16 protein-coding genes are annotated in these 19,671 nt (G+C 42.5%); 9 read left to right on the top strand and 7 right to left on the bottom strand.

Annotation, left to right across the window (positions count from 1 at the left end; genetic code table 11):
* The 5 genes from E0496_RS25850 to E0496_RS25830 all read right to left on the bottom strand — a co-directional run bounded on the left by E0496_RS25850 (position 1) and on the right by E0496_RS25830 (position 7,141).
* On the bottom strand, positions 1 to 930 hold the full coding sequence (locus tag E0496_RS25850) for a carbohydrate ABC transporter permease (RefSeq protein ID WP_141504635.1): 930 nt from the start codon (positions 928 to 930) through the stop codon (positions 1 to 3).
* A gap of 78 nt (positions 931 to 1,008) precedes the next feature.
* Positions 1,009 to 2,343 (bottom strand): ABC transporter substrate-binding protein, encoded by a 1,335-nt coding sequence (locus E0496_RS25845; protein WP_141504634.1) that lies wholly within the window; start codon positions 2,341 to 2,343, stop codon positions 1,009 to 1,011.
* 130 nt (positions 2,344 to 2,473) lie between these two features.
* Positions 2,474 to 4,066 carry a response regulator gene (locus E0496_RS25840; protein WP_141504633.1) on the bottom strand — a complete coding sequence of 531 codons (1,593 nt, stop codon included), beginning with the start codon at positions 4,064 to 4,066 and terminating at the stop codon, positions 2,474 to 2,476.
* A 2-nt stretch (positions 4,067 to 4,068) separates the two neighbouring features.
* On the bottom strand, positions 4,069 to 5,829 hold the full coding sequence (locus E0496_RS25835) for a cache domain-containing sensor histidine kinase (protein ID WP_141504632.1): 1,761 nt from the start codon (positions 5,827 to 5,829) through the stop codon (positions 4,069 to 4,071).
* A gap of 709 nt (positions 5,830 to 6,538) precedes the next feature.
* On the bottom strand, positions 6,539 to 7,141 hold the full coding sequence (locus E0496_RS25830; protein ID WP_141504631.1) for a TetR/AcrR family transcriptional regulator: 603 nt from the start codon (positions 7,139 to 7,141) through the stop codon (positions 6,539 to 6,541).
* A gap of 176 nt (positions 7,142 to 7,317) precedes the next feature.
* Here E0496_RS25830 and E0496_RS25825 point away from each other — a divergent pair, with 176 nt between their 5' ends.
* The 3 genes from E0496_RS25825 to E0496_RS25815 all read left to right on the top strand — a co-directional run bounded on the left by E0496_RS25825 (position 7,318) and on the right by E0496_RS25815 (position 9,866).
* Complete coding sequence (locus E0496_RS25825; RefSeq protein WP_141504630.1) at positions 7,318 to 7,932, top strand: VOC family protein; 615 nt, start codon at positions 7,318 to 7,320, stop codon at positions 7,930 to 7,932.
* Between the two features lie 230 nt (positions 7,933 to 8,162).
* A complete protein-coding gene (locus tag E0496_RS25820) occupies positions 8,163 to 8,600 on the top strand; it encodes a VOC family protein (RefSeq protein ID WP_141504629.1) in 438 nt (145 codons plus the stop codon).
* A 918-nt stretch (positions 8,601 to 9,518) separates the two neighbouring features.
* A complete protein-coding gene (locus tag E0496_RS25815; RefSeq protein WP_206669865.1) occupies positions 9,519 to 9,866 on the top strand; it encodes an AraC family transcriptional regulator in 348 nt (115 codons plus the stop codon).
* Positions 9,867 to 10,212: 346 nt separating this feature from the next.
* Here the strand turns inward: E0496_RS25815 and E0496_RS25810 are convergent, their stop codons facing one another.
* Entirely contained in the window at positions 10,213 to 10,806 is a 594-nt protein-coding gene (locus E0496_RS25810; protein WP_141504627.1) for a TetR/AcrR family transcriptional regulator, read from the bottom strand.
* An 11-nt stretch (positions 10,807 to 10,817) separates the two neighbouring features.
* Complete coding sequence (locus tag E0496_RS25805) at positions 10,818 to 12,191, bottom strand: MATE family efflux transporter (RefSeq protein ID WP_141504626.1); 1,374 nt, start codon at positions 12,189 to 12,191, stop codon at positions 10,818 to 10,820.
* A 694-nt stretch (positions 12,192 to 12,885) separates the two neighbouring features.
* Here E0496_RS25805 and E0496_RS25800 point away from each other — a divergent pair.
* From E0496_RS25800 to E0496_RS25775, 6 genes are all read left to right on the top strand, one after another.
* Positions 12,886 to 14,559, top strand: coding sequence for a cache domain-containing sensor histidine kinase (locus E0496_RS25800; RefSeq protein WP_141504625.1), 1,674 nt, complete (start codon positions 12,886 to 12,888; stop codon positions 14,557 to 14,559).
* On the top strand, positions 14,546 to 15,721 hold the full coding sequence (locus E0496_RS25795) for a response regulator (protein WP_241674996.1): 1,176 nt from the start codon (positions 14,546 to 14,548) through the stop codon (positions 15,719 to 15,721). The genes E0496_RS25800 and E0496_RS25795 overlap by 14 nt, the downstream gene beginning before the upstream one ends.
* A 119-nt stretch (positions 15,722 to 15,840) precedes the next feature.
* On the top strand, positions 15,841 to 17,157 hold the full coding sequence (locus E0496_RS25790) for an ABC transporter substrate-binding protein (protein WP_141504623.1): 1,317 nt from the start codon (positions 15,841 to 15,843) through the stop codon (positions 17,155 to 17,157).
* A gap of 55 nt (positions 17,158 to 17,212) precedes the next feature.
* On the top strand, positions 17,213 to 18,097 hold the full coding sequence (locus E0496_RS25785; RefSeq protein WP_141504622.1) for a carbohydrate ABC transporter permease: 885 nt from the start codon (positions 17,213 to 17,215) through the stop codon (positions 18,095 to 18,097).
* A 20-nt stretch (positions 18,098 to 18,117) separates the two neighbouring features.
* The gene (locus tag E0496_RS25780) at positions 18,118 to 18,990 is read left to right on the top strand and encodes a carbohydrate ABC transporter permease (RefSeq protein ID WP_141504621.1); all 873 of its coding nucleotides are present in this window, start codon (positions 18,118 to 18,120) and stop codon (positions 18,988 to 18,990) included.
* 501 nt (positions 18,991 to 19,491) lie between these two features.
* A partial coding sequence (locus E0496_RS25775; protein ID WP_141504620.1) for a hypothetical protein occupies positions 19,492 to 19,671 on the top strand: 180 nt, incomplete at its 3' end.

The following is a 19,671-nucleotide window of genomic DNA, read 5'->3' as shown; positions in this document are numbered from 1 at the left end:
TTAATGGCCTCCCTTCATGTCGTTCTCGTAGAACACCCAACGTTTCGACGTAAGAAATACGACTGCAGTAACGATTGCAATAACGACGAGCAGCATCCACGAAATGGCAGAGGCGTAGCCCATTTGTTGCTGTTTGAAAGCCAGCTCATAAATATATAGAACGGAGAACAGCGTCTCGTCCATTGGTCCGCCCTTAGTGATGACGTAGCCCTGTGTGAATACCTGAAATGATCCGATCGTTTGCAATATTAAATTAAACAGAATAATCGGCGAAATGAGCGGAAGCGTAATTTTTATGAAGCGTTTGACGGGTCCAGCACCGTCTATCATGGCCGCCTCATACATATCGCCAGGCACATTTTTGAGGCCTGCCAGGAAAATAACCATCGAGGAACCAAATTGCCAGACTACGAGCAATACGAGCAAATATAAGGCATAATCCGGCTGACCCAGCCATTCCTTGCCTTGAATGCCGAATTTGCCAAGCAACGAGTTCCACAAACCGTCCAACCCGAAAATTTTGCGCCACATCACCGCAACGGCAATACTGCCGCCAATGAGCGATGGCAAATAGAACAATGTCCGGTAGAACGTCATACTGATTGATGCCTTATACAGGAGCATGGCTACGAACAACGCCATAGCAAGCTTTAAGGGAACGGACAGCATCACGTATTTGGTAGTGACCTGCAGCGATTTCCAGAATCGTTCATCGCTAAACATTCTTAAATAGTTATCTAAGCCAACAAATGTAGTCGAGTGGAGCGTGCTTTGAGTTAGTGATAGGTAAAAGGATTGAATAAACGGCCACATCGTAAAGCCAAGCAGGCCGATCAACCACGGAAGCAGAAAGATATAGGCAATACTTGCATTAACAAACCGTCGTTTAGCAGCGGTTGTTGTTGGTTTTTTTGTTTGTATGGACTCCATAATGCGCTCCTTTCCTTAGGCGAACAACAAACAGGAAAGCGGCGGGTAATCTTGCCGCTCTCCCTGTACGCCAGTTAATTACTTGGATCCGACGGATGCGTAAGCGTCATTCTTAAGCTTGACGGCTCCCTCTTCAACAGTGATTTTATCGAATGCAATTTCTTGACCAACTTTTTCGATCATCCCTTTCCAGCCTAGAATTTGAGGCCCTGGAGGTGAAGGGAAGGTTACAAGTCCTTCAAGCTGGGATGCTTCGCCGATAAGGGCTATATTCTTTTTGTCTCCATCAGAGAGAGCAGAATCCTTCAGCAGTTCATCGCGCTGCACTTGTGTCGGCAATACGCCGCGTGATGTTTTCAGCACTTTGGCCGCCTCTGTATCGTTAATGAAGAAGTCAATAAATTTAGCGGCAGCATCAGCATGCTTCGTGCTGGCGTTAATGGAAATTACTTGGCTTGCGCCTGGCTTGATGGAGCGTCCGGTATCTTTGTTCTGCGGCATAATAATCATGCCCAGTTCATCCTTGGTCTGACTTTGAAAGCGTGAGAACGAGCTGGATGCAATAGGCACAAACGCAGCCCGGCGTGTAACGACCAGTGAGTTCGCAGAATCGTCGGACGTCGCGGAGATATCAGGCGGCGCTGCAGCACCGGCCTTACGGAGATCCGCCCAATATTGATAATAGCTTTTAATTTGATCCTCAGTGAACGTATAGGTTTCTTTCGAATTCGGGAATGGGGATTCTGCGCCAAGCGCGCCGGCTCCAAATTCAACGAATGTATCGAAAGCAACGGATGAATCAACTGCCCCGTATACTTTGCCGCCTGATTTCTGCGCTACTTCCTTAAACGTTGTCGCCAGGTCATCCCATGAATATGGCGGGGTTGGCGCTTTGACTCCCAGTTCATCAAGCAACGTTTTGTTATAGGTGTAAGCGCTTGTGGCAAGTCCGATTACGATGCCGTTCAGCTTGTCGCCAACGGATTGCGACTTGAGAAGCATGGCGTCAAGACCTGAAACGTCTAACTTGCCCTCAAGATCAAGCAAGTTATCTGCTCCAAGGTGAACATTAATGGCTACTGTAGACTGGAACAGATCAGGCGCGGCATTGCCCGCGAGTTGGGCCAGCAGTTTGGTTTCATAGCCGTCAAAGCCGGAGTATTCAGGAAGAATTTTAATGTTTGGATTTTTTGCTTCAAATAATTTAATCGCTTCCAGTGTGGCGGTATGGCGTTCTTCAGAGCCCCACCATGCAAAGCGAAGCTCAACAGGCTTTTCCGTACTATCCGCAGGCTTATTTGAAGCGCTTTCACTATTTACCGAGCCAGGATTGTTGGCGCCTCCATTGGAGCACGCAGCGGCAAATAACATCATCATAATCATCAGTGACAGTGAAAAGGCTTTCAATTTCATTGAATGACACCCTCCGTCTTTTTGTAATGGCTTACATTCGTAAGTATAGAAGATAGCGGTTTCACGAAGTAGATACCCAATCAACGATAATATACACAATTCAACGAAAGTAAAAGCCTAATAAATCTGTCTATTTATAATCCGAGGGTCGGAGTCCGGTTTGCTCCTTAAAAACTTTGCTGAAATAGTGAGGATTTTTGTAGCCTATCTTCAAAGCGACCTCATTTACCCTGCTGCCCGGTTCAGCAAGCAGCTTCTTGGCGTGCTCCATACGTCTGCCCGTTATATACTCGGTAAAACTGACGCCCATCGTTTCCTTGAACAGATAACCAAGATAATTGGGCGTAAGGTAAACTTTCTGGGCCAGATCGTCAAGTTTGATTTCCATGTTCAGATTCTTGTTAATATAATCGATTAGAAAAGTAATCGTTTGACGATTTCGGGCATCGCCCTTCAACTCAAAGTATTTAATTGCCTGTTTATAGTTTTTGCTAAGGATGGTAAAAATATCCTGCAACGTCTCAAGTTGACTGATATAGCCTGGCAGGCTCGGTTTATCCGGCCATATCTCTTCCGGCTTATCGCCCTTCTCAATCACAATGCTGGTAATCATGAGCGCTAATTCCATTGCAAATACCCGAATTTCCTCGATAGGGTAGGTAGCTTCTTGAATGAGCTGTGAATAAATGTCCGTTAACTGTGTTGACACACGCTGCGTGGACCCTAAATGGACTGCATCTGTCAAAGCTTGTTTGGCTTCACGAAAATGCTCGTTTAACCCAGAGGGGCGTGTTCGCCACTGATTGAAACCAATAATACTGCTATGACCAGTGACAAGCTTATGCCGGAGCGCTTCTTGCGCTTCCCGGTAAGATTGAGCGAGTTTGGTTAAATCTCTATATTCGCCACCGAGCGCGAAAGTAACAGTTGTATCTCCCATACTTGCCATTGTTGTTTGCACATCAGCCAGCATTTGTCTTAAGCTGTTTTCCTTGACCTTGCTGTCATAAAGCATAAGCAGCACCATTTCTGAGCTTCCGTTCATGAGCGAGATTATTCGGTAGTTGTCTGACATTTGCTTATTCATGCAAGCTCTAATTCTTATGAACACCATTTGCTCATTTGTTGCATCCGTCGCGGCATGCTGATTAGGCAAGGTCTTATCTCGATGGGCGATAATCGCCTGATAGCTTGCCGCCTCAAGCGAATGCCCAAGTTTGAATTGCAGCTCCTGGTCGTAAATTCCCTGTATGAGATTCCGGTAATATTGCTCCTCAAGCATAGGCTGGCTAAGCTTGATTTGAGTTTCCAGCTCCTCCGAGCGCTTTTTCTGCTCTGCTTCGAGCTGGCATTCTTGGGAGAGCCGGTATAACGATTCCTCGATACGCTCCAATACAACAGGTTTCATCAAATAATCGAATACTCGATAATGGATGGCCTGTTTGGCAAATTCAAATTCCTCATGACCGGTAAGCACAATCATTTTGCATGACACTTTCCGTTCGGTAAGTCCTTTGATCAAGCCGAAGCCGTCCATAATTGGCATTTTTATATCTGTAATGACAACATCAATATGTCCTGGGAATTGATCGACAAAGGTTAGTGCCTCTTGACCGTTATTCGCTTCGCCGTATACAAACATTCCGAAGCGCTCCCACTCAATCGCTTGCTTTAACCCCTCCAATACAAAATCCTCATCATCGACAATTAATACGTTTAGCATGATTAATCCTCCTCAGTCATCGCCCTGTTGTAAGGCAGCCTTAGAATCACGTTTGTTCCCTGCAATACAGGTTCATAGAATAGTCCATATCTTGTCCCATAGCGCAGTTGAATGCGCTGGTTAACATTGTGTATGCCGTAGCCTGCCTTTGTATCGATATGCTGCTGGAGCGCTATATTTAACGCCTTCGCATTTGCGCCAGCACCGTCGTCTGTTACCGTGAATAGTAGATCATCATTGTCTATTCGGCCAGTTAAGCGAATTAAGCCAGCCCCCTTGCGATCTGCCAGACCGTGTACGAAGCAATTTTCGACGAGCGGCTGCAATACTATTTTGGGAATCATACAATCGAGAATTTCTGGTTCAATTTGCTCTTGAAAGTCGAAGCGTCCGCTATAGCGATAATACATAATTTCGATATAGGCATGCAGATGCTCAACCTCTGCCTGAATTGTTGTGAGCTCGCGGCCTTTGTTAAGGCTAAGCCTGAAGTAGCTGCCTAAATTCGAAGCCATTCTGCTAATATCATGCGCTTTAAGTTTAATGGCCATCCAGTTTATGGCATCAAGAGTATTGTAGAGAAAATGGGGATTGATTTGGGACTGCAGCGTCTTTAGCTCTGCCCGCCGCATTTGCTGCTGCTCCTGTTCAATATTGCTCATTAGCTGTTCTATTCGATGGGACATCAGCATAAAGCGGTGGTTCAATTCGCCGATTTCATTGAAATAGGACGTGTCCAGCTCAATGTTGAAGTCACCCTGCCCAACTTTTTTCATTTGGTTGATGAGACGTTTGATCGGTAAGGTGAAGCTTCGTGCAAAGTAGAGAGCGGCTATGACCGCTACAATCAAACAGCTGATTAGTACAAAGAGCAGGCTGTTAAATACTGTGCTGATGCCATCCGTCACTTCCTCATAAGGGCTAATTTCTACAATCCTCCAGCCAAATGCATTCAGACTCGTATAGACACCCAAATAATCTTTTCCATCTCTGTTCAGCCGTTCATAGCCGTTGTCTTTCAGAGCGGCTGATTCTCGCAGAGTAGAGGAGAACGCATCCGCACGGTCTGTCCCGTCGAGCGCGAACATGACTGCCTGGCTATCGACAATGTAGAGCCGATTGCTCGCTTCAGGAAAATGGACAGACAATGAGGATAAGAATCGGTCGGCATTTACATTAATACACATGTAGCCAAGCTCTGTCCCATTTGACATCGATAGCTTACGGAAATAAGTGATGATCTTTCCTCCCGAGCCGTCTGTCCGTATATCGTTGTCTCTGGGCGGAATAAAGCCATCATTCTCTCTCTTCATGTTGTCCCAGAAAGCTTGTGTAATGGCTCGTTCTTTATTGTACAAGCCGTTAGGATTCGAATAGTTATATATATTCATGCGATCTGTAATAATATAAGATTCGGTAATATCATTGCGTGAATTCGTAAGGTTGGACAAAATCCGGGTAGCATATTCGTTATTGCGAAGCTGGGTGTAGGCATCAAGCTCTGCACTATGGGAAAGCATCTGGATGATATCCGGGTTAATGGCTATGGAAAGCGCGGCGGATCTAATGGTTCGCATATGCTGCTCCAGACCGTTGTTAAGCTGCTCGAGCTCCCTGAGTGAGGCTTCGCTTACTTTCTCGGACAGCAGATCAGAAGTTGAAGAATAGAGAACGATGCCCTCTACAAGCATGAGCATAAGAATAAGGGAGCTGAGCAGGATGACAAGAGTTGGCTGAAGCCTTTTTTGCTTGAACCAATTCATTAATGATACCTCCTTGTGAGCTTGCTAATATTCAGCGGATAGTTTGGGCTTTATTTTAAACCTTTAGTTGAAAAATCGTCAATGAATCATTTGGATAATCAAAACAGAGGAGAGGCTCTTCTCCAACGTATATGAAATATGTCATGCTGCCCATTATGATGTTTATGATTTCTCATGATTTTTTTCTTTACAATTAGTTCAGAACAGTAGGCATGAGGGCACACAGTCAGCTTAAGCGTCACGATTTAGGGGGAAATAAGCCGAAGCAAGCTCAGTTATTAAAAAAGGAAGTAGCTCCCATTTGGAAAAACGGATTTGAAGTCGAGTGTAAGACAGCTCATTAATACACTTATACCGCTTGTTGTGCTCTTGTACGCCTCTTATCTCAGCTTGTCCGTTTCATATTGGCTCAAAGTTCATCCAGTGCTACTTACCTCACTAATTTGTGAGAGATTGACGGGGCAAATCGTAGGGATGAAACTCCCTCGATATGATTATAGCTGGAGCAGGTGCCGCGGCGAACTTCTCGCAATAACAGTTTAAGACCCCCCGAATAAAGGGGTCTTTGTACTGAATGGAGTTTTGGAATTGAATTAGAGTGATTTGATACACAGTAAAATTCTTCCACGCCCGTGTCTTGCTTCGCTTCTAATGTATATTGAAAGCGAAGCATGAATGAACATTTTTCGCTATTTTCTGTGTAGCACTATTACAGTAATCCAGTTGTATTGAGAACGCCTTTACTTATCATACGAGTAATTATTAATGCAAGTTCCTCCGGAGACTCCTTCAATCCTGTTTCGAACCAATGTTGCAATATACCCAAATTGGCTGAAGTTATAAATGCTATTAAGTAACCAGGGGGCACAATAATTTTACTTTCCTCTGGTTGCCATTCTGGGATTTTATTCATTAATTGATTTTTCATGAAAGTTTTGATTTGATCAGAATAGGAAGGGTCTCCCTTCGGCCCTAAAATTACCTTAAAAAACTCAGTATGCACGGTGAAATATTCGAATACCTTTATAATTGTTGGGTAAGGCTCATCTTTTGAAGCGTAGACCAATAGGTCTGGTAGATTAAGATTAACAATAATATCTTTGAGTCCCTCCAAGATTTCATGTTTATTTTGTTCTAAAAGATCACTTACATCTCGATAATGCAAATAAAATGTTCCTCTGTTAATATCTGCTTTTTTTGTTATGTCACTAACTGTAATAGCTTCCACACCATTTTCTTCGATTAACTCAATAAGAGCTCTCCGAAGAAGATTTTTTGTGCGAATTTTTCTACGATCAACTTTAGATTCCATGATTCTATCCTTCTTTCTTTTATTTTTATGAACTCATTGAGGTATTACTGATGATTAATCAACATTTTAACGATTCTTTGATTATTGTAATCTTAGGTAATTTCATTATAATGAATACTATGATTATTAATCAACACGGTGTATATTTATTTTTAAGGGAAGAGGTGAATTAATCAATGGACAATAAAGAAATCATTCGTCCTAAATTGCATCATTATGGTCTTACGACTACTCGATTTGAGGAAATGAAAAATTGGTACGAAAAGGTACTTGGTATGTCTCCAACATTCCAATCATTAGATCCAACCGGAAGTGGCACCGGTATAAAAGCTTCTTGGCTTACTAATGACAATGCAAATCACCGCATTGGGATAATCTATATTCCAGGTTTGAAGGATGATGATCAAAAATATGTTCATACTAAAATCCATCATGTTGCATATGAATATGAAACATTAGATGATTTGTTAGATTCTTATGTTCGCTTGTCGGAAATTGGAATTGAACCTGTCATTTCAAATGATCACGGAGCCAGTATTGCCTTTTACTACAGAGATCCGGATCAAAATATAGTTGAATTAAATACGGACACTTTTGTAGACTGGGAGATGTCTACAGAATTTATGAAATCATCTCCTCAGTTTGCTGCTAATCCAAATGGGAATATTATTATACCTGGAAATTTAGTTGAAGCAAGACAGTTAGGTGCTACTGCAGCAGAAATTCACCATCGGGCATATGCAGGAGAGTTTTCCCCATTAAAGCCAGTTGATCCACTTGTTTTATCTTAATTGTTACGGTTAACAATTTATTATAGATAATAAATACGATTTGAATCGAATATGAAATTTACCTTATATACGGAGAATAAAAAATCCAGAAGAGGGTATCATTTGAAAGACATTCATATAATCTGAATTAGTAATTGTTTTAATATTTAGTTTAAATTGTAACTATGTGAGAAGTAATTATCACTTAAAAAAACGTTTATTTCCATAAAGTATTAAGGGGGTTTAGGGATATGAAAAACGTAATTTTTCAAGGCACAATAGAACACTCGGGTTTTGTAGTACCCAATATCCAAGTAGCCATTGATTTCTTCACTAATATTTTGGGTTTTGAAGTCTTGTTCCAGCCGGGTCGGATGCAGGCGGAAGATGATAGTTTTAAGAGGTACTTTGGTGTTCATGAGAATTCAGTAGTAGAAGGGGCAGCATTTTTGCAATACGGAGGTAGAAAAATTGAACTGGTACAGTGGTCGACGCCGGACCAACAGAATATTCAACTAGCACCCAATGATATCGGGGCAGCTCATCTGGCAATTACAGTAACGAATTTAGAAGAGGCATTGATGTATTTTAAAGAACAAGCTGGTATAAAAGTTAGGGAAATAAGTCCACTCGGTTTTTTCTATATTACAACATCGTGGGGTATGGAGATTCAGATAATGAAACAGTAATATTTGTTTGTTGTTCACAAAGTGATATTAATCCACTATTAAACCAAAAACTACAGCTTTTATTTGTACATTAACATTGTGTTGGTTGTTGAGTTGCTTCATGAAAAAGATTAGATAATTAACCGTTGGTCTCCGATAAAAGACCAACGGTTTTTTTGATTATAATGTTAATTACTACTGCAAAAGATGTCGACCAAGAAAATATCAGCTCATTATCATGTTGCCATTCTGGTAATCTATCTGAAACACCCCTTTTGACTATTTTTTTATTAGCTTCCTCTTTATTTCTCCATCAATTGAGGCATAACGTGGCCAGTACATCCCGAAGTATGCTCTTAAACTCGGGGTTTGGGTTTTGCGCATTATGAAGACGGTCTATAAGAGCACAAAGAATCCCATTAGGCGTTTACGACATTTCCAATATAGGGGAATTTGGTACAGTACAAGGAATATTTCGGACTCATATATATCGAGACAATTGAACATTCTTCGGATAAATAGACGATTTTTTTTGTCGTATCCCGCATGGCCAGTAAGGATGTCCGTTGGAGACAGGTACACCATGCCGCATCTGCGCTGCAGAAAAATGCACGCCAGGGTCAATCTACCGTATCTATCGTGACACCCCACGGATGCCGGAAACCAAGCGATATCACCGGGTAATTCAGGCTATTGGAGGGATTATCCCCTTTCCTGATTGGAACAGGCAGAGAACAGATTATAGCACAGCAGAAATTTCGAATGCCTAAAATTCATAGGTGGAAACGTTGATCACGATTCGCTCCGCAACCGGGTCGAAAAGGTATTTCGCCAGCTGGACGAAAGGTTTCATCCGCATTTGCCCAAGAGGACTTGTTATGCTTTGGTTTTGCTGCTCGAACAGCTTCGGGTTTCCGGGGAATGACTTCTTATTTGGAAATGTCAGCAAAAAGAAACACCGATAATGAGCTATGGTACACCTTGAAGGGCATCAAGCAATGGTTGATTCAGCAGCTGGATGCCATTTTTTCTGATTCCGTCTTAATGAATTTCTTTTCTGGAAAAGTCCGTAAAGTTATTCTTTACATCCACAACCGCTATAACGAGGAACTGACGGCGGAAACCATAGGAAGGGAATTATCGCTGAGCGGGGATCGTATCCGTCATTTATTTAAGGAGGAGGTTGGCCGAACGGTGACTGATTATATAATCTGGTACCGGATGGAGAAAGTGAAATACTCCTCCGACAAGAAGATTACAAGGTATACGAGGTTGCGGAAAAGGTAGGAACCGTTCGAGCTAATATTTCAGTAATGTGTTTAAATAGTGGACGGGACTTACCCCGCAGGAATACAAGGAGGAAGTGTGGTAGCGAGAAATGAGAAGAACAATCAAAACTAAAATTATGACAAGTGTGGGCGTAATCGTCACGTTTGCACTGCTTATCATAGGCATCCTTGCTTACGTTTATTTTTATGAATTAAGATCGCGCTTGCTAAACTGAAAACTTTTATATCATCACCCAAACCAAAAAAGTGGTAAAAAATCTTCTTTCTTTTTCTTATCAATTTACCTTACTAAGGAACTTTTCGATATACTTATTTAAAATTGACCAATATAGGTTTGCCTTATTTCATGGTACCGATATTCCTTTTAGGAAAATTTGAATCGCGGCAGATGCTGTTTGAAGTTGATCATTTTGTGGATATACACGGTGGGTCTCTCGTATGCCCATGAGTATGGCTTCCAAAATAATGGCTAGTTGTTGTGCATCGGCTTCTATGATTTCTCCGTTCCTCATAGCCTCTTCCAATAACTCTTGGTTCTCAGCAATATGAACGAGATAGTAATTGGTAATATCAATGCCCATATCGCTTTTGACTAATTCCGTATTAATAAATTCATCTGTCGCTTTAGTTAAAGGATGGTTTAAATCATTAACGACCAGATGCTCGACCAAACCCATCAGTTTCGCTTCTAGTGATGGATACTGCTCTACTTTTTCTTCCCATCGTTTGTCCCATTCAATTTCCCAATTTTTAAGGATACATTCAAAGAGTTTTACCTTACTACTAAAGTGGTAATAGATGTTTCCCTTACTATTGCCTGTTGCTTCGGCTATATCTTCAATGGATGTAGCTTTGTAACCTTTTTGTGAAAAAAGAGCCTTGGATACTTCAATGAGTTTTTGTTTTGTCTGCAGGCTTTGCCGTTGATGTTTATTCATTTGATAACATGTCACCTTCTTTTGTTAATAGAGTTTTTCAGTATTGAAGATTGATCAACAATATACTTTTTATAATAAGCATAGATGGTGATTAAGACAATACCTTCAGCCAATGGCACTGCAGTCCAAACCCCGTTAATCCCAATGTAATGAGGGAGTATCGAAATAAATAGTAACATTAAAATGATTTCCCTAGCCGTAGTAATCCAAATCGCCATTTTTATATGCGTTATCGATTGGAAGTAAGTCATCATTATAAAGTTGATCCCCATAAACACATATGCAAATACAAAGATTTTAATCCCATTTACGGCTACATTTGTGACTTCATTTGAGAAGTTGCCGAATATCCTAACAATAGGTGAGGTGAAGATTTGGGCAACGATTAACAGGAATATGCCTAAGCCAAATGCAGTCCAAACTGCAAGTTTCAGTGTTTGTCGTTTCCGCTCTTCAAACTTTCCTCCGTGATAATAACTAATTAAGGGTTGAATTGCGGATCCTAGGCCAAGAAAAGCTAATAAAACAACGCTATGAAGGTAGTTCACTATTGTGAATGCAGAAACGCTAGTTGTCCCCCCAATCCCTTTCAAGATGACGTTGTGGGAAATTGTAAAAACGGAAATACCAACTTCTGCAATAAAGCTTGAGAGGCCAATAACACAAGTAGCTAAGAGAGTTTTTTTGTTCCATTTGAATTTTCTTAATTTCAAGTTGCCCGTTTTCTTGAAAAAGTGAGGTAGTAAGACTAAGAAGCCAAGGAAAGCAGAGACTATGGTGCCAAATGCTACGGCAGCAACACCCAACTCAAACACATATAAAACAAGATAGTTAATTATAATATTTGACAATGCAAAGGTTATCTGTGCAGCCATGGAACGGTTAGGGCTTCCATCATTGCGAACAAAAACGCTCAAGGTGTTTTCCAACGTATATACGAATCCGAACAACAATTTAATATTCAAATATGCTGCAACATAAGGGTACGTTTCATCATTTGCGCCAAGTGCATAAATCAGCGGTTCACGGAAAATAAAGGCTATGATCCCAATAGCTAAAGTTATCAATACAATGAGTGTGATGGATTGGGAAAAAATCTGCTTTGCTTTTGTTATTTGTTTTGCTCCCATGGCTTGTGAATAGATGGTGGCTCCACCAATACTAACCCAAATCGAAATCGCAATAAATAATGTATAGACAGGTCCTGCAATCCCGATTCCAGCAAGAGCTACAGAACCGAGTTTGTTGCCAACCATAACTCCATCCACTACGATATTAATTGCAATAAGTAGCATGCCTAAGATTGATGGAACCAAATACTTAAGAAAAGCTTTTCCAACCGGTAGTGACTCTAATGGAGTATTCAAAACAACTTGTTCTTTCATAATTAGCTCCTTTTAAATTATACTGAACGTTCGGTAAGTAATACTATCATCATTATTATGTGGTTTTAAGTTTTTATTTTAAACATAACTTTGAATGCAGGTATAACCCCATCTATTGATTTTAGAGAGAATTAATATAACAGTTATACATCATATTAAAAGAATGCGCTCAGAGGATTTAAAATAGCATGCATACGGAGAAAGTGAAGCCAATGTAAATTACACATCTTTATCGTTTTATATTGTGTTTATCATTTACTTGATAATGGAGCTCATTAGGGTTTCAACCAAATTTGCACTACGCAACTCATAGCTAGCGGTGGGGAGATATGTGTTGGCATTTATCTATTTACAAGGAGCCATGGCTCTCTTCACAATGGAAGTGAAGCAATTGAAATTAATGAAATAGGCGTATTGGTACCAGAGGATATCCATAGGTCGTCTTTTTTATGTAAATAATCTATAAATAGATAAACGTAATTTCTTTAGTAGCCTCCTCAAATGGCTACCCTCTCTTGAAATATAGGAAAGCATATTATTATGCTATGCTTCTATTTGGTTGGTACAATAAATCAAACATATTCACGATTCAGATCAGACAAATGAACCCAATTATTGTCGAAATGTCCGATATAATTAAAATAACGTTTACTAAAACATGAATAGATGAAAGGCATCGGTGAATTCCTTGTTGATGAGTTCCAGCATTCAGCGTAAAATGACTATTCTTATATTTATGTGCACGCTAATACCGCTTCTCGCTCATAGCATTCTTTCCTACTCGAAGTCAGCCAACATCGTCAACGAACAGCTTCAGGATTACAATCACTACGCGATGAAGCAACTTGTTGCCGTTACAAATATGCACTTAAAGGAAATGGATGCTTTGTCAAGAGACATTCAAGGTTATTTGCTTGCCCTAGGTAAGAAAATCAGTACGAATCCGAAATCCTATCATGAATACTTGGAGCTTAACAGCTTCATTGATTTTCTATCCTTTCACGTCTCTCCGATAGTGGAAGGATTATTCGTGATTACGCCTAAGGGCGATATATTAGGTAGCCGCAAAGTAAACTCTGCCTCGCTCCTGGAGAACGATTGGTGGACGAGCCCCAAGAACCAACAGCAGGTTTGGCAATGGTCAGGATTTCACTCCGGAGGTTATTATAGCTCGCCGCAGCCTAACGGACCGCTTATTAGTCTCGTCGTTCCGCTTCATCTACAAGCTGCCGTACCTGTAGGAAGTCGCATTCTGGTCGATGTGAATGCAAAGACGATGACGAGTTTATTCCGGTCGTTCGAGCTGGATACGAAGTCGTATTTGGAAATTCGCGATATGCATGGCCTTCTGGTGTATGAATCGAGAGACAAGCCGACATTTTCAGACAATGATTATGTGTTCTCGGAAACGTTGGAATTAAATAGCTGGACCATCACAGCAAGACTGCCGCAAAGTGAGATAAACAAGTCGTCGGGCGTTATCCGGAACTACGGCTTTTTGATTGGGCTGTTTTCCTTGATTGTTGCATTGATTATGGCGAGAGTGCTATCTGGTAATTTTACAGGGCGAATTGTTTCGCTCCACAAATCGATGCTGGAGTTCAGCCGTGGCAAGCTTGATGCAACAGTCGTTGTGAAAGGGAAGGACGAGCTGTCTCGTCTAGGAGCTCGCTTCAACTTCATGACCGAGCAAATTCGAAGCTTGATCGTGAATATTACGCGTACGGAGAAGTTGAAGAACGATGCAGAGCTTAGGGCGCTTCATTACCAGATCAATCCGCATCTGATCATCAATACATTAAATGCTATTCAATGGCGGGCTAGGATGGCAGGCCGGAGCGATATCGATCGCATGATCTATCATTTGGCCGCACTGCTGTCTGAAAATTTAGATATTAGCCATGAACTCGTACCGCTCGAGGAGGAGCTGGAGACGATAGGCCATTATATAAAGATTCAGTATTACCGATATGGCGATTCCTTCACGTATACAAAGGATATCGAGCCCGGCATAGAGCGCGCTTGGATTCCACGAATGACGCTGCAGCCACTGTACGAAAATATTTTCTACCACGCTTTCGACGACGGCGTGGGTTCAATCGCACTAGAAGTGTATCGAGATCGACACCAAATCGTGCTCAGCATTTATGACGACGGCAAAGGGATACAATCTCCAAGCGACGTCACTAGGCCGTCGCCTCCACGCAAAGGAAGAGGAGGCCTTGGCATGTATAATGTCGACCAGAAAATTAAGTTACATTTCGGAGAGCAATATGGTATCCGCATCAAGCCAAACGACGAGCGGGGAACGATTATTGAGATCAGATGGCCTTACCAGGAAGGGGAGAAGCCTAGTGACGAAAATTAGGAAAGTGATAATTGCAGATGACGAGCGGCTTGTGCGCGTTGGCCTTATGCATACCGTTGATTGGAAACGCTGGAACATGGAAGTTGTCGGCAACGCACCGAATGGCGCTATGGCTTGGGAACTGTACGAGAAACATCATCCAGATCTCGTCATTACCGATATCGTCATGCCGCAGATGGACGGCATACAGCTCGCAACGAAGATTAAAGCAGCCAATCCAGAAGTGAAAATATTGTTTCTCAGCTGTCATTCTGATTTCGTATATGCCCAGCAGGGTATGGAGCTTGGTGCATCAGGGTATCTGCTTAAGACCGCAATGGATACAGAGACGGTAGACCGTTATTTGATGAAAATTACAGAAGAATGGAATCGGACCAACACTCCGACGGCGGACGATACGAACATGATGTACCGCACTTGGTATACCGAAGGTCGCAACAGCGAGCAGCTCAACCGGTTCATAAAACTGCATGTGGAGTTGGAATCTCTCGAGGGGATCATCATGTTTGCGTTATTTGGACTAAATGAGGGTGTGAGGCTGGAAGTACTTCGGAAGTTTGATAATGAAGTCGCGATTAACGAGGGAGGAGACTTTTCTCCGATACTTCATTTCTATGCTGAAGGTGCTCCTTTCGTCGTTGTCGTTTCTTCTTACGATGCGGAACAGATAACGCTTCTGCTACTCGATTACGCAAATAGAGACAGCCCTCTTGTTTGGAAGAAGACAAATACGTTGTCGCTCTACACCGATTTTATGGAAGAGATCAGCCGGATGATGAAGACAGCCGAGCTGGAGAGGCAATATGAATACCGAACGGACGCCATATCAGCGCCTATTATGAAGGCGGTCATATATATTGACGAGCATCTGGACGAGCCCATCGTCTCCTCTCAGCTTGCGGAGAGCATCGGACTAAGCCGCAGCCATTTCAGTACGTTGTTCAAGAAGGAGCTTGGCGTCAGCTTCTTGGAATTTCTGCATCGCAGACGTTTGCGCAAGGCATCCGAGCTGCTCCGGCAGACGGATTGGCGCATCAACTTAATCGGCGAGAAGGTTGGCATGGAAGATAACAAACATTTTAGCAAATGGTTCAAAGGATACACGGGCATGACGCCTTCCGAGTTCCGAGAAAACAAATCGACGACAAGATCGAACAAATAGCAACTCTAAAACAACCTGCGAACAAATTAACGCCAAAGGCCTAACCGATTTCCGTTTTGCAACAGTCCTTTAAACTATATGCTGATCTAGCACACATAAAAAGGAGGGTATAAAGAAAAATGAAACAGAAATGGAAATCGTCCTTATTTCTGCTGATGGCTGTTATTATGCTACTGAGTGCTTGTTCCTCCGGCGGTAACAACGATACAAGTGGAGAAAGCAAAGATGAAAAAATCAAGCTGGTTGTCTGGATCTGGGATGCGGCCAAGATGGGACTTGATGCGAACATGGAAGCATTCAAAGCAGAAAATCCGAATATTGAAATCGAATATCAATTGATGAGCCAGACCGACCTGTATCAAAAATATTTGATCGCGGCGAACACAGGCGACAAAATTCCTGATATTATCGCGGTTGAATCAAGCAACCTGGCCCAAATGGTTAACATCGATTCCTTGTACGATCTAACTGACAAAGTCGCTCCTTACAAAGACAAGATTGTTCCGTTCAAATGGGAAGACGCGACGAAAGACGGAAAAGTGTACGCAATGCCTTGGGACAGCGGTCCTGTCGTCATGTACTACCGCAAGGATATCTTCGAATCAGCTGGCTTGCCTTCAGATCCCGAAGCGGTTGCTGATCGTATTAAGACGTTCGAGGATTACAAGGAAGTCGGTAACATTATCAAAAAGAAAACGGGAAATTTCATGTTCCAAGATTCGAAGACGCGTTCGAACAACCGTTTCTTTGAAACGATGATGTGGCAGCGTGGCCTTTGGTACTTTGACAAAGAAGGCAACGTATCACTTGATGATCCTAAAGTAATCGAAACGGCTGAATTCTACGCAAGCATGGTGAAAGACGGAATCGTGAACGATGCCGAAGGCTTCTCGGAAAGCTGGTTGAACGCTTTCGCGGACGGCAAAGTCGCGACGATCGTCGGCGCTGCCTGGTACGATGGCTTGCTTGAAAATATGATCGATCCGGACAGCGCTGGCAAATGGGGTGTCGTTCAAATGCCGAAGTGGTCGGTGGACGACCAATATGCAAGCGCGAATGACGGCGGCTCGAACCTTACGATCAACGCGAACTCGAAGCATCCGGAACAAGCTTGGAAATTCATCGAGTTCATGCTGGGCAAAGAAGAATCGCAATTGACTATGTTGAAGGACGCTGGTTCATTGCCCTCGCTTATGACGACATATGAGGACGCCGTATTCTCTGAACCGGTTGAATACTTCGGCGGCCAGCCGGTACGGAAAATATATACGCAAGCACTTGAGCAAATCGCGCCGCAATCATATACGGTTGACTTCCCTGTTGCCAATCAGTTGATGAAAAACGCTTTCGCTGAAGTTTTTCTGAACAACTCATCGGTAGCCGATACGCTGAAGAAAACAGCGGACGAGCTCCGGAGCCGTACAAGCCGTAAATAGTAAATCAATGATAAGGGCCCTCGCTGGGCCCTTGACTTATGGAGGATGAGGCACAATGGCTTCCAAATGGTGGAGATGGCAGCAAAAATCCGCGCCTTACTTGTTTATATCGCCGTTTTTTGTCCTATTCGGCATATTTTTGTTCTATCCTTTTCTGTACTCTTTTTACTTAAGTATGGTCCAGTGGAACGGGGGCAAGACGAAGACGTTTGTAGGCATGGACAATTTCAAGCGCGTAATCCAAGACGACGTGTTTTGGCTGACGATCGAGAATGGCTTGATTATTATGATCATTTACGTGCCGCTTATGTTGCTTCTAGCAACGCTCGTAGCGGTATTGCTTAATTCAAATTGGGTAAAGGGAAAGGGCTTCTTCCGAATGTCGCTTTTCACCCCGAACATTATGGCTGTCGTAGCCGTCGCGTTCGTCTTCTCGATCATGCTAAATGGAGACAACGGTCTAATTAACGTGATTCTGAAGCAACTCGGACTTATTGATGTGTCGATATTGTGGCTTGACTCGCCTGTATGGGCACGAGTATCGGTAGCAGCAATGGTATTTTACCGCTGGATGGGCTATAACATGATTCTAATTTTAGCAGGTCTACAGAGTATTCCGAAGGATATCTACGAATCGGCTTACGTAGATGGCGCTACGCCTTTCCAGGTGCTCATTCGAATCACGCTGCCGCTTCTTAAAAAAATTCTCGTGTTTTGTGTCATTTTATCCACGCTCGGTTCGTTTGGCTTGTTCACGGAACCGTTCGTCTTGACCAAGGGCGGGCCACTTAATTCGACGACGACGCCAGTATTGCTCATCTATCAAGAAAGCTTTACGAACTTGAATTTTGGTTACGCATCCGCAATTGCCATTATGTTCTTCTTCTTGATGATGATATTCACGTTCATTCAAATGCGCGTAACGAGAGATAACGATTAAGACTTCTGGAGGGGATTCCCTTGTCTTCCGCACCAATAACCGCGACAACTTCGCCCAAGAAATCGCTTAAACCGCGCGATTTGATCAATAAAGGGCTTGCTTATTTATTGCTGATCGTCATAACCTTTGCTTCATTATTTCCATTGTTATGGATGATCAGCTCCTCGCTGAAGGAGCGAAGAGACATTTTCCTTAATCCGCCTATGTGGATTCCGGCCAATCCGCAATGGAATAACTTCACGCAGCTTTTCACAGAGCGGGCGTTTGGTACCGTGCTGTACAATAGCTTCTTTATCGCGATTCTGCATACCGTGCTGGCTCTGTTTTTCTGTACGCTTGCCGGTTATGCTTTCGCAAAATATACATTCAAATTTCAAGGTATTCTGTTTGGCATTGTCCTGGCTTCCATGATGGTACCTTCGGAAACTACGATTATTCCGATGTTCGAAATCTATCGTTCCTTCGGCTTGATCGACAATCCATGGGGTGTAATTGTGGCCAATGTGGCCAGTGCTTTCGGCATTTTCTTCATGCGTCAGTACAGCGCGGGCATTCATACGGAAATGCTTGAGGCTTCACGGATCGACGGCTGTTCCGAGTTCAGAATATTTACGTCGATCGTGCTGCCTAACCTAAGGCCCGCGCTTGCCAGTCTCGGGATTATTACGTTCGTCAATCAATGGAACAATTTTTTATGGCCGTTAATCGTCTTGCGCTCGCCGAGCGAGCAAACAATATCGCTTGCGATTAGGACGCTTGAATCTGGCGCTAGAACGCCTTACGAACTTATTATGGCAGGTTCGGTCATCAGTATTATTCCGCTACTCCTTATTGTTCTTCTGTTCCAGAAGCAACTAATCGGCGGCCTGATGGACGGAGCGGTCAAAGGTTAAGCAATTTTTCTCAAAGTAGCAGAAGAGGCGATCATAATAAAGAAAGGTATGTTGTGTGCTCCTCCGACGATTTTGTGAAATTCTGTGTCGAGATTAAAAACCCGCCTAGAGATGGTATCACGCTGTTCCCTTAAATCGGATTCACGTTAATGGATATGACAATTTTCAACTTTGAGTTATCAGGCCTTGCCTAAAATCTGAGAACTTTCATTCAAAATCGTCTTAAACAAATTATTATGAGTAGTTTTAAAGCAAGAATATAAAAAAAGTGCTTACATAGCCTATAAAAGGCAACTGTGGGCACTTTTTTTTATCAAACTATATAATCAACCTTGATAGATAATTTAATATGTGAATTATAAACGATCAATGTGCGCTGCTAATAGTCTCATCATTTGGACAAAGTCGGAATCATGCTAGTGAAGTCGGAACTTTATCATTGTTACCTTATCTAAGAGTAATATATAATCAAAAATTAAAATAAGCGCAAGGGGGCTCGTTATGAGACCATCGCATCGACAATGGCAATTTTCCATTTTTAAGCGCTTAATCAAACCAATCCATGTGGAAATATCGGCGGTTGACGGGTATGGCGAACTCAAAGAAAACGCCGTTCCGGCAGAGAAGCTGGAAAACCCGTATAATGTGATCTCTTACAAAAACAAGCTGCTTATGGTTGCC

It is taken from the genome of Paenibacillus luteus, assembly GCF_006542765.1.
Taxonomy (GTDB): domain Bacteria; phylum Bacillota; class Bacilli; order Paenibacillales; family Paenibacillaceae; genus Pristimantibacillus; species Pristimantibacillus luteus.
The sequence above is the reverse complement of the archived record's forward strand: the minus strand, read 5'-3'. Positions and strand labels throughout refer to the sequence as shown.

Excerpts from the sequence above, each read along its gene's own strand:
- E0496_RS25815 (WP_206669865.1), top strand. The coding sequence starts at position 9,519 with ATGTCAGCAAAAAGAAACACCGATAATGAGCTATGGTACACCTTGAAG.
- E0496_RS25805 (WP_141504626.1), bottom strand. The coding sequence starts at position 12,191 with ATGAAAGAACAAGTTGTTTTGAATACTCCATTAGAGTCACTACCGGTT.
- E0496_RS25785 (WP_141504622.1), top strand. The coding sequence starts at position 17,213 with ATGGCTTCCAAATGGTGGAGATGGCAGCAAAAATCCGCGCCTTACTTG.
- E0496_RS25820 (WP_141504629.1), top strand. The coding sequence starts at position 8,163 with ATGAAAAACGTAATTTTTCAAGGCACAATAGAACACTCGGGTTTTGTA.
- E0496_RS25790 (WP_141504623.1), top strand. The coding sequence starts at position 15,841 with ATGAAACAGAAATGGAAATCGTCCTTATTTCTGCTGATGGCTGTTATT.
- E0496_RS25800 (WP_141504625.1), top strand. The coding sequence starts at position 12,886 with ATGAGTTCCAGCATTCAGCGTAAAATGACTATTCTTATATTTATGTGC.
- E0496_RS25845 (WP_141504634.1), bottom strand. The coding sequence starts at position 2,343 with ATGAAATTGAAAGCCTTTTCACTGTCACTGATGATTATGATGATGTTA.
- E0496_RS25850 (WP_141504635.1), bottom strand. The coding sequence starts at position 930 with ATGGAGTCCATACAAACAAAAAAACCAACAACAACCGCTGCTAAACGA.
- E0496_RS25825 (WP_141504630.1), top strand. The coding sequence starts at position 7,318 with ATGGACAATAAAGAAATCATTCGTCCTAAATTGCATCATTATGGTCTT.
- E0496_RS25830 (WP_141504631.1), bottom strand. The coding sequence starts at position 7,141 with ATGGAATCTAAAGTTGATCGTAGAAAAATTCGCACAAAAAATCTTCTT.
- E0496_RS25840 (WP_141504633.1), bottom strand. The coding sequence starts at position 4,066 with ATGCTAAACGTATTAATTGTCGATGATGAGGATTTTGTATTGGAGGGG.
- E0496_RS25835 (WP_141504632.1), bottom strand. The coding sequence starts at position 5,829 with ATGAATTGGTTCAAGCAAAAAAGGCTTCAGCCAACTCTTGTCATCCTG.
- E0496_RS25810 (WP_141504627.1), bottom strand. The coding sequence starts at position 10,806 with ATGAATAAACATCAACGGCAAAGCCTGCAGACAAAACAAAAACTCATT.